This is a genomic window from Actinospica acidithermotolerans (genome assembly GCF_018139625.1).
Lineage (GTDB): Bacteria > Actinomycetota > Actinomycetes > Streptomycetales > Catenulisporaceae > Actinospica > Actinospica acidithermotolerans.
In genome coordinates this window covers 1-9458 of the sequence record NZ_JAGSOH010000189.1, presented here as the reverse complement: position 1 = coordinate 9458, position 9458 = coordinate 1, and the positions used below count along the sequence as shown (strand labels likewise).

8 protein-coding genes are annotated in these 9458 nt (G+C 71.6%); 2 read left to right on the top strand and 6 right to left on the bottom strand.

Annotated elements, in window-relative coordinates:
- A partial coding sequence (locus tag KDK95_RS32895; protein WP_212522267.1) for a DUF6882 domain-containing protein occupies positions 1 to 901 on the top strand: 901 nt, incomplete at its 5' end.
- 137 nt (positions 902 to 1038) lie between these two features.
- Here KDK95_RS32895 and KDK95_RS32890 read toward each other — a convergent pair.
- The 6 genes from KDK95_RS32890 to KDK95_RS32865 all read right to left on the bottom strand — a co-directional run bounded on the left by KDK95_RS32890 (position 1039) and on the right by KDK95_RS32865 (position 8072).
- Entirely contained in the window at positions 1039 to 1899 is an 861-nt protein-coding gene (locus KDK95_RS32890; protein ID WP_212522266.1) for a shikimate dehydrogenase, read from the bottom strand.
- Entirely contained in the window at positions 1896 to 3989 is a 2094-nt protein-coding gene (locus tag KDK95_RS37255) for an endolytic transglycosylase MltG (protein WP_212522265.1), read from the bottom strand. Before KDK95_RS37255 ends, KDK95_RS32890 begins: the two co-directional genes overlap by 4 nt.
- Positions 3986 to 4486, bottom strand: a complete 501-nt coding sequence (gene ruvX / locus KDK95_RS32880; RefSeq protein ID WP_212522264.1) for a Holliday junction resolvase RuvX — start codon at positions 4484 to 4486, stop codon at positions 3986 to 3988. Before ruvX ends, KDK95_RS37255 begins: the two co-directional genes overlap by 4 nt.
- A gap of 148 nt (positions 4487 to 4634) precedes the next feature.
- The gene (alaS, locus tag KDK95_RS32875; RefSeq protein WP_212522263.1) at positions 4635 to 7295 is read right to left on the bottom strand and encodes an alanine--tRNA ligase; all 2661 of its coding nucleotides are present in this window, start codon (positions 7293 to 7295) and stop codon (positions 4635 to 4637) included.
- Positions 7296 to 7402: 107 nt separating this feature from the next.
- On the bottom strand, positions 7403 to 7651 hold the full coding sequence (locus tag KDK95_RS32870; RefSeq protein WP_212522262.1) for a hypothetical protein: 249 nt from the start codon (positions 7649 to 7651) through the stop codon (positions 7403 to 7405).
- Positions 7652 to 7658: 7 nt separating this feature from the next.
- Positions 7659 to 8072, bottom strand: coding sequence for a DUF948 domain-containing protein (locus KDK95_RS32865; protein WP_212522261.1), 414 nt, complete (start codon positions 8070 to 8072; stop codon positions 7659 to 7661).
- A 300-nt stretch (positions 8073 to 8372) separates the two neighbouring features.
- On the opposite strand from KDK95_RS32865, the gene KDK95_RS32860 reads away from it, so the two are divergent.
- Positions 8373 to 9446, top strand: coding sequence for a serine/threonine-protein kinase (locus KDK95_RS32860; RefSeq protein WP_212522260.1), 1074 nt, complete (start codon positions 8373 to 8375; stop codon positions 9444 to 9446).
- The last annotated feature ends 12 nt before the right edge of the window (positions 9447 to 9458 follow it).

Genomic DNA, 9458 nt, shown 5'->3' with positions numbered 1-9458 from the left:
GGCACCGACTCCGTCCGCCGCCCCCGTTTCGTTCAGTCCGCCGCCGCTGGTCTCGCCGCCGTCCGCTCCCCTGGTGCCCGCGCCGTCGCTCGATGCGAAGCCGGAGGTACTCGAGGCCGAGCCAGGGCTGTGGACGCCGGAGCCGATCGGCGCGCCGGAGCCGAAGGTTGAATCAGCGCCCGATGAAGTCGGCGACGACGGCGTCGGGGGTGAAACTTTCAGCCCGGCGTTCACCGCGGCGGGTAACCGCCACGCGGCCTGGGTCTACGAGCAGGTGGAGACGTTCCTCGAGTTCATGCCCGTGGACGAGTGGTCGGTGGACCACGAGACTGGCCGCTACCGCCAGGCGGGCCGTGAGTTCCGGGTCGACGCGCTGGGCCGGCTCGAGCAGTGCGGCCGCTGGGTCTGGGCGTGGGCCGAACCCGAGGCCTGGTCGCAGAACCCTGCGCTCACCGAGCAGGCCAGGCGGCTGCGCGAGCAGGGCGACCGCCTCGGTATCAGGGAGCTGACGGATCCGGTGCTCGACCTCGCCGGGATAGCGGACGCCGCCGACCCCGAGATCGCCGCCGAGATGCTCGCCTGGACGGCGATGGGCGTCGCCGGCGCACGCGGCTACATCGGCCACACCTTCAGCGATGAGAACCGCGTCTACTACCTCGCGTTCGACGAATCGATCCCGACCGCCGAGCCCGACCTCGGCACCGCCGCGCGCTACCTGACGGAAGGCGCCGACAAGTTCGAGGAGGACCCGTCGGACTGCGTGCTCGGCTACGTCGAGCACCACGGCTGGGACTGGAGCCGCAGCGTCGACGGCATCGTCGTGAGCGCAGGGCGCCTCGGCACGTTCACTGCGAACCTGGCGGCGGACGGGGCGCTGACCGGGGTCATCCCGAACCGTTAGTCAGGACGTTAACAGGTCATCCAGGACGTTAAGGGGTCATTGCTAAGGCCATCGCTCGGTCATCGGGGATCCGAGCTCGGTGGTGACGGCGCGCCACGCGGCCGGGCTGCACGCAGCCCCGGCCGGACAACTCGGCCCTAGTCTTCCCGCAGTGCCTCGCGCATCGCCGCGAGGATCTCCGACGCGCGTCCCTCGACGCCCGTCATCAGCTCGACCTGGCGCACGGCCTGGTGCACGAGGAGATCCTGGCCGCCGAGAACGGCGCCGCCGCGGGTGGACCAGGCGGCGGCGAGTGCTGTGGGCCAGGGGTGGTAGAGGACGTCGAACAACGTGCCCACACGCTGCGGCAGGTGATCGGCGAGGGCGTCGGCGGCGCCGGCGGGGGTGGTGTTGACGACGAGTTCGAAGTCGGCCGCGCCCTGGGCCTCGGACCACGGCCTGGGGTCGAGGTCGATCCCGAAGTGGGCGATCAGGCCCTCGAACTCGGCGAGCTTGGCCGGGTTGCGGACGTAGATCGTGATGGGGCCCTTGACCATGTCGGACAGTGCGGCGAGTGCCGAGCCCGCGGTGGCTCCGGCGCCGAGGACCGCGGCGCCCTGGACCGCCGTGACGCCGCGCTCGCGCAGGGCGGCCGCGAGGCCGGGGACGTCGGTGTTGGCGCCGTACTTCGAGCCATCGGGTCGGAAGATCAGGGTGTTGACGGAGTTGACCGCGAGGGCGGTGGGGTCCGCCTCGTCCAGCAGCGGGATGACGACGCGCTTGAGAGGCATCGTGAGCGAGAGGCCCGCCCAGGTACCCTCGTCGTCCGCGGGGTCGCCGAGTTCGCCGCGCTCCAAGGCTGCGAGGAAGCCCTGGAACGACTGCTCGTCGACCTCGTACCTGCCGTACGTCCAGTCGGTGAGGCCGAGCCGCGCGTAGGCGGCTCGGTGCAGCACCGGCGAGAGCGAGTGGGCGATCGGCGAGCCGAGAACCGCGGCTCGCCGCGTCGTCTTGCTCATCCGCAGTACCCCGGGTACTTCTTGCCGAGCGCTGCCCACTGGGTGTCGTTGGACGCGTAGTAGATGGTGCCGCTGACGGCGCAGAAGTACACGTCGCCGGTGTTGGTCGGCGAGAGCGCGCCCATCAGCGCGGTCTGATCGACGCTGTCGATCGGGCCCGGCGGCAGGCCGCGGACCACGCGCAGGTTGTACGGGTTGGACGTGTCGGCCAGCTCCGCGGCGGTCGGCTGCGGCTCGGTGCGGCCGAGGCCGTAGAGCGTGGCGGTGTCGAAGCCGAGCTTCGAGAAGCTGGTGCTCTTGAGCCGGGTGTAGATCACGCCGGAGATCTTGGCGAGGTCGGCGGCGTTGGAGCCGGCCTCGGCGCGGGCCATCGAGGCGACGATGAGCACCTGGTACGGCGTCATGCCCACCGAGGAGGCCTTCTGCGTGAGGCCGACCGCGTTGAACATGGCCACCTGCTGGTCGACCATCGCCTTGAGCAGCGCGGTCGGCGTCTGGTAGCTGGGCAGCTGGTAGGTGCCGGTGAACAGCATCCCCTCGATGTTGGCGAAGGGGTACTTCGTCCCGGTCTTGGCCGTCGCATAGCTGGGCAGGTCGATCTTGCCGCTGTCGATCGCGGCGACGATCTGCGCCTGCGTCCAGCCGGTCTTCTGCTCGAGGTCGGCGAAGACGTCGGCCGCGCGCTCGCCGGGCTTCACCAGCAGCTGCGACTTGTTGTAGATGTTGGCGGTGTTGAGCAGCGCGGTCACCGCGGCGGCCGCGCTCATCTGCTTGTGCAGCTGGTAGGTGTTCGCCTGGATGTTGGGGCACTGCGCGTTGTTGTTGCACGCCTGGATGAAGGCGCGCTCGCTCTCGACGACGCCCGCGTTGTAGAGGATCGCGGCGATCTGCGTGCCGCTCGCGCTGTTCGGGACCGTGACGATCGCGGTGGCCGAGACGCCGGTGGTCGAGCTGTAGTCGGCGGGCGCGCCGTAGTGCGCCTTGTACCAGTCGTAGCCCTGGATGGCGCCGTAGCCGAGGCCGCCGGCGATCAGCGCGAAGAACAGGAAGATGACGACGCAGCTGCGCCGCGGCTTCTTCTTGTCGCCGTCCTCCTGCCTGCCGTCGGGGCGGCCGCCGCGGCCGCTCCGGCCGCTGCGGCGTCGGCCCTCTCCGTCCTCGTCGTCGTCCAGGCCCGCGGAGCGGTTCTCGCTCGCCGCCTCGTCGTCCTTGAGCAGGCCGAGCCGGCCGTCCGCGGACACCTGCGGCTGCTCGCCGGAGGTGCCGGGGCCGGGGGCGCGGCGGCGGCCGGCGCGATTCGGGTATTCGTACTCGTCCGTCTGCTCGGCGGGCTCGCCGAGCTCGGAGTACGGGTCGCGCGACGGGGACTGGGGCTGCTGCCGGCCGCGCGTCGGGTAGCCGCCGCTGCGCGAGCCGGTGTCGTAGGAGCCCGACGCGCCGCTGCCGTACGAGCCCGAGGAGCCGGTGTCGTACGAGCCCGAGGAGCCGGTGTCGTACGAGCCGGACGGGCCGGTGTCGTAGGTGCCTGACGGGCCGGTGTCGTAGGTGCCTGAGTTGTAGCTCGCGGCGTCGTAGCTCGCGGCCGAGTCGTAGCCCTGAGTGGGATACCCGGCGGAGGTGTCGTAGCCGGAGCGCTGGTAGTCCTGCCGGGGGTAGCCGCCGGTGTCGTAGCCGGTCTGCGGGTAGCCGCCGCCGTAGGTCCCCGCGCCGGTGTCGTAGCCGTAGCCCTGCTGCTGTTGCTGCTGGAAGTACGGGTTCTGCGCCTGCCCCTGGCCCTGCTGCGGCTGGGGCTGCGGGCGCGGCCGCTGCGGGGGACGCTGCTGCCGGTACTGGCCGGATCCGCCCGCACCCTGGCCCTGCCCTTGACCCTGACCCTGCTGCGGCTGCTGCTGCGGGCGCGGCCGGGGCTGCTGCTGGGGCTGCTGGTAGTACTGCTGCTGCGGGTTCGGCTGGGCCGGACGCCCGTACTGGTCGTATCCGGAGCTTTGCGGAGCGTTGCCGTAGTTCTGCGCGGCCTGGTACGGATCGTCCTGCGGCTGCGAGTAGGGATCCGGCTGCTGCGGGTAGCCGTACCAGTCGCCGTCGCTCATTCGCTCTCCTTCACCGGGGCGCCCGCGTCGTCGGCGGGGCCCTGCTCCAGGCCGACCAGCGTACCGGGGGGTCTCCCGGAAGCACGCTCGGAGTCGAGTGCGTTCTGCAGGATCACCACGGCGGCGGCCTGGTCCACCACCGCCCGGCTCTTTCGTCCGCGCACACCCGACTCGCGTAGTCCACGGGTCGCGGTCACGGTTGTCAACCGCTCATCGACCAAACGCACCGGAATGGGCTGGATTTTACCGACGAGCTTGTCCGCGAAGACCCGCGCTTTGCCCGCCGCCGGCCCCTCGGCCCCCGAGAGCGAGCGCGGCAGCCCGACCACGGCCTCGACGACGCCGTACTCGGCCGCCAGCTCGGCGAGCCTGGCGAGATCCCCGTCGCCCGCTGGCACGGTCTCCACCGGGGTCGCGAGCAGGCCGTCGGGGTCGCACACGGCCACGCCGATGCGCACCGCGCCGACATCCACGCCCAGTCTTCTACCGGGTCTCAACTACCGCTCCGCTCCGCCTCGGCCCGCATACGGGAAACCCCTCCATGCCACAGCGTCGCATGGAGGGGGTCCTTCGTGCTCGATAAACACGGATCGAGGGGGACGCGGTGACGCTGCGTCAGTCCAACTCGGACCCGTTCGACTTCTGTCAGCCCAGGATCTTCCGGCCGACCGCCTCGAGCGCCTCGTTCAGCGCCTCCGGGTTGGTTCCGCCGCCCTGGGCGATGTCGTCCTTGCCGCCACCGCCGCCGCCGAGGGTCTGCGCCGCGGTCTTCGCCAGCACGCCCGCCTTCAGGCCCTGCTCGCGCGCCGCCTCGCTGGTGGTCACGACGACCACCGGGCGCTCGCCCGCCACCGACGCGACCGCGACCACGCTGGGCCGCGAGCCGAGCCGGGCGCGCACGTCGAGCGCCAGCTTGCGCAGGTCGTCGGCACCGGTGCCGTCGGGCGCGCGGTGCGCCACGTAGGCCACGCCGCGCAGGTCCGCCGGGTTCGCGGCGAGCTCGCCGGCCACCGCGAGCACCTGGCCGGCGCGCAGCGAGGCGATCTCCTTCTCGGCCTCGCGCAGCTTGCCGATGATGCCGTTGATCCGCTCCGGCAGCTCCTCGGGCCGCGCCTTGACCGCCTCGGAGATCTGCGCCAGCAGCACGTGCTCGCGCGCGAGGAAGTTGTACGCGTCCGCGCCGACCAGCGCCTCGACCCGGCGCACGCCCGCGCCGATGGAGGACTCGTGCAGCAGCTTGACCAGGCCGAGCCGGCCGGTGTTGGACACGTGCGTGCCGCCGCACAGCTCGTGCGCCCACTCGCCGACGGAGACCACCCGGACCCGGTCGCCGTACTTCTCGCCGAACAGCGCCATCGCGCCCATGGCCTTCGCCTCGGGCTGCGACATGATCTCCGCGGTGACCGACAGGTCGTCCCGCAGCACCTCGTTGACCATCTGCTCCGCGTCCGCGAGGACGGAGTGCGGGACGGCCTGCGGGTGCGCGAAGTCGAAGCGGAAGCGGCCGGGCGAGTTCTCCGAGCCGGCCTGGGTCGCGGTCTCGCCGAGCAGCTCGCGGAAGGCCTTGTGCACCATGTGCGTCGCGGTGTGCGCGCGCGAGATGCCCGCGCGGCGCGCGATGTCCACCACGGCCTCGGCGCCCTGGCCGACCGTCACCTCGCCGTCCCGGACGATCGCCCGGTGCACGATGAGGTCGCCGACCGGCTTCTGCACGTCGAGCACCTCGACCAGCCCGCCGTTGCCGAGCCGGATCAGGCCGTGGTCGGCGAGCTGGCCGCCGCCCTCCGCGTAGAACGGGGTGCGGTCGAGCACCAGCTCGATCTCCTGGCCGCTGCCCGCGCTGCCGCTGACCGCGCCGCCGACCAGCAGGCCCTTGACGACGCCCTCGCTGGTGGTCTCGCGGTAGCCGGTGAACTCCGGCCTGCCCGCGGCGTCGAGCAGCTCGCGGTACGCCGAGACGTCCGCGTGCCCGGTCTTCTTCGCCTTCGCGTCCGCCTTGGCGTTGGCCCGCTGCTGCGACATCAGCCGGCGGAAGCCCTCCTCGTCCACGGACAGGCCCTGCTCGGCCGCCATCTCCAGGGTCAGGTCGATCGGGAAGCCGAAGGTGTCGTGGAGCTGGAAGGCCTCGGCCGCGCCGACCGTGGTGGAGCCCTTGGACTTGGCCGACTCGATCGCGTTGTCCAGGATGCCGGTGCCGGTGCGCAGCGTCTGCAGGAACGCCGCCTCCTCGCCGGTCGCCACCGCGAGGATCCGCTTGGCGTCGGTGACCAGCTCGGGGTACTGCGGGCCCATCGCCTCGATCGCCGTGTTGATCAGCGTCTCCATGGTGGGCACGGTCGAGCCGAGCAGCCGCATGTTGCGGATCGCGCGGCGCATGATGCGGCGCAGCACGTAGCCGCGGCCCTCGTTGCCCGGGGTGACGCCGTCGCCGATGAGCATCAGCGAGGTGCGCACGTGGTCGGTCACCACGCGCAGCGAGACGTCGGTGCGGTGGTCCTTGCCGTACACGGTGCCGGTCAGCTCCGCGGCCTTGTCCAGGATCATCCGCGAGGTGTCGATCTCGTAGAGGTTGTCGACGCCCTGCAGGACGGTGGCGAGCCGCTCGAGGCCGAGGCCGGTGTCGATGTTCTTGGACGGCAGGTCGCCGAGGATCTCGAAGTCCTCCTTCGAGGTGCCCTCGCCGCGCTCGTACTGCATGAAGACCAGGTTCCAGATCTCCAGGTAGCGCTCGCCGTTGACCGCCGGGCCGCCCTCCTCGCCGTACGCGGGGCCGCGGTCGTAGTTGATCTCGGAGCAGGGGCCGCAGGGGCCGGGCACGCCCATCGACCAGAAGTTGTCCTTCTTGCCGAGGCGCTGGATCCGCTCCGCGGGGACGCCGATCTTGTCCCGCCAGATCGCCTCGGCCTCGTCGTCGTCCTGGTAGACGGTGATCCACAGCTTCTCCGGCGGCAGGCCGTACCCGCCCTCGGCGACCGGGGTGGTCAGCAGCTCCCACGCGTAGGTGATCGCGCCTTCCTTGAAGTAGTCGCCGAAGGAGAAGTTGCCGCACATCTGGAAGAAGGTGCCGTGCCGGGTGGTCTTGCCGACCTCCTCGATGTCCGGGGTGCGCACGCACTTCTGCACGCTGGTCGCGCGCGGCGCGGGCGGCGGCTCCTCGGCCAGGAAGTAGGGCTTGAACGGCACCATGCCGGCGTTGACCAGCAGCAGCGTCGGGTCGGAGGCGATGAGCGAGGCGGAGGGGATCTCGGCGTGCCCGCGCTTGACGAAGAAGTCGATCCAGCGGCGGCGGATCTCTGCGGAGTCCATCTCGAACTACCTCTCGCTCACAACTCTAGGCGTGGTTGGTCAGTGACCACCCCTATTGTTCCAGCCCGGGGCGCAGGGCGATGACCGATTTAATCGGTCTGGGCGGATCAGGCCCGCTTCTCGTGCTCGGAGGCGTCGGCGGCGAGCGTGCGGTACAGCTCGAACTCCCGCTCGGCGGCCGCGGAGCGGACGTCCTCGGCGAAGTCCTGCCAGGCGGCGGCGATCCGTCCGGGCACGGCGCCGGCGGAGTCGGCCAGGTGGCCCGGGGCCAGCTTCCTGGCCGCCTTGGCGGCCCGGTTGACGGCCACGACACCGACGGTGGCGCCGAGGGCGACCCAGAACACGCGCTTGATCATGCTCTCCTCACGCCCCCTTCTTGGCCTTGCGCGCGGCCTTGATCTCGGCCTTGACGCGCTTTTCCACGTCGGCGTGCCGGCGGTTGGTGATCGCCGTGCGCACGCCGTAGGAGAACGCGGCCGCCTTGATCATCGGACCGCCGACGGTCGCCGAGAACGTGGAGGCGAGCGCCGAGGCGTTGGTGGAGATGGTCGAGACGTTGTCCGTGATGACGTCGACCTTGCCGAGTTGCTCGTTGGCCGTGGTGACGGTCGTGGTGATCTCGCCGAGCAGCGGCGTCGTCTGCTCGCTAATCCCCGCGACGAGCTGCTTGGTCTCCTTGAGCACCTGGGCGAGGCGCAGCAGCACGACGCAGAGGAAGGCCACCCCGATCGCGAAGAAGACCGCGAAAATCAGTCCGACGACTGCTCCTGCCGACACCGTGGGGTCCGTCCCTTCGCTCGCCCGACTGAGAGTTGCCGTCCGCAGGCCGGAGTCGGCGACCCGGACAGTGTTCGGGCTAGACGATATCGCGTTCGGCCGGCTTCGACCGACTCCTCGCGCCGGGAGTCGGAACGGCCGTAGTCTTCAGGTGGTCCGGTAGGCGGCCGCGCACGGAGCGTTTCCGGGGCGTGTCGCCGTACCGCCGCGCACGGACCGCGGCGGCACCTGGTATTGATGGGGTCCGCCGGCCTTCGCCCGGTTCCGCTCCGCTTCGCTGACAACTGGATGGTGAGTCGCGTGGGGTCATTCGCGTTCGAACCCGTGGGGGCCGACGCGCCGAAGAACGTCAGCCCGTACGAGCTGCGGGCGATGGTGGCGACGGGCCTGCGCGGCCGGACGTACCTGTCGTACACCTCCGCGGGCAAGCCGGTGGCGGTGAAGGTGTTCCGCTTCGGCGTGGGCTCCGATCCGAAGGCCCGGGCGCGCTTCCTGCGCGCGGTGACCGTGGCGCGCTCGATGCACTGCGAGTTCGTGGCGCCGGTGCTCGGGGCGGGCTTCGCGCAGCACAAGCTGTGGCAGGCGACGCAGTACGAGCCGGGGCCCTCGCTGGCCGACGCGGTCTTCCGGTACGGCGCGCTGCCGCGCGAGGGCGTGCGGCGGCTGGCCCTGGCGCTGACGAAGGTGGTCGGCGAGCTGCACCTGGTCGGGCTGTCCGGCAGGGGCCTGATTCCACCGGACGTGGTGCTCACCGCGAACGGCCCGCGCGTGGTCGACCTCGGATTCGCCCGGGTGGAGATCGAGGGCGGCGGCGGGGAGGGCACCACGAGCGTGCTGCTGGACGAGATACCGGGCCGCTACGCGTCGAACGAGGCGGTGCTCGCGCAGGACGTGCGCGACGTCGCCGAGATCCTCTACTTCGCGGCGACCGGCCGCTCGGTGGGCGGCGATCCGGCGGACATCCTCAGCCCGGGCACCGGCAACTGCCCGGAGGCGCTCCGGGAGCTGATCGCGGCGGGCCTGCGGCAGGACGCGGGGCGCCGGCCGAGGCTGGCGGAGCTGGCCGCGGCCGCGTCCACGGCCGGGGTCCCGGCGACCACGGCGGCGCGCTGGGAGGCCGACGACTGGCTGCCGAAGGGCGCGCTGGCGGACGCGAACGAGCGCGCGGCGCTGGTCGCCTCGATCTACCGGCAGCACGCGTGGATCGTCGGCGGGGCGATGCCGGAGTCGCTGCTGCACACCGGCTCCTCGACCCCCGGCGTGGACCGGCCGCAGGCGGTCGAGGACCGCAGGCCGAGCGAGCAGAAGCTGACGGCGGCGGACCTGTCCAAGACGCTCGCGCGCCGGGTGTGGAAGCGGCGCCCCGGGGCGTGAGGGGCTGGGGCA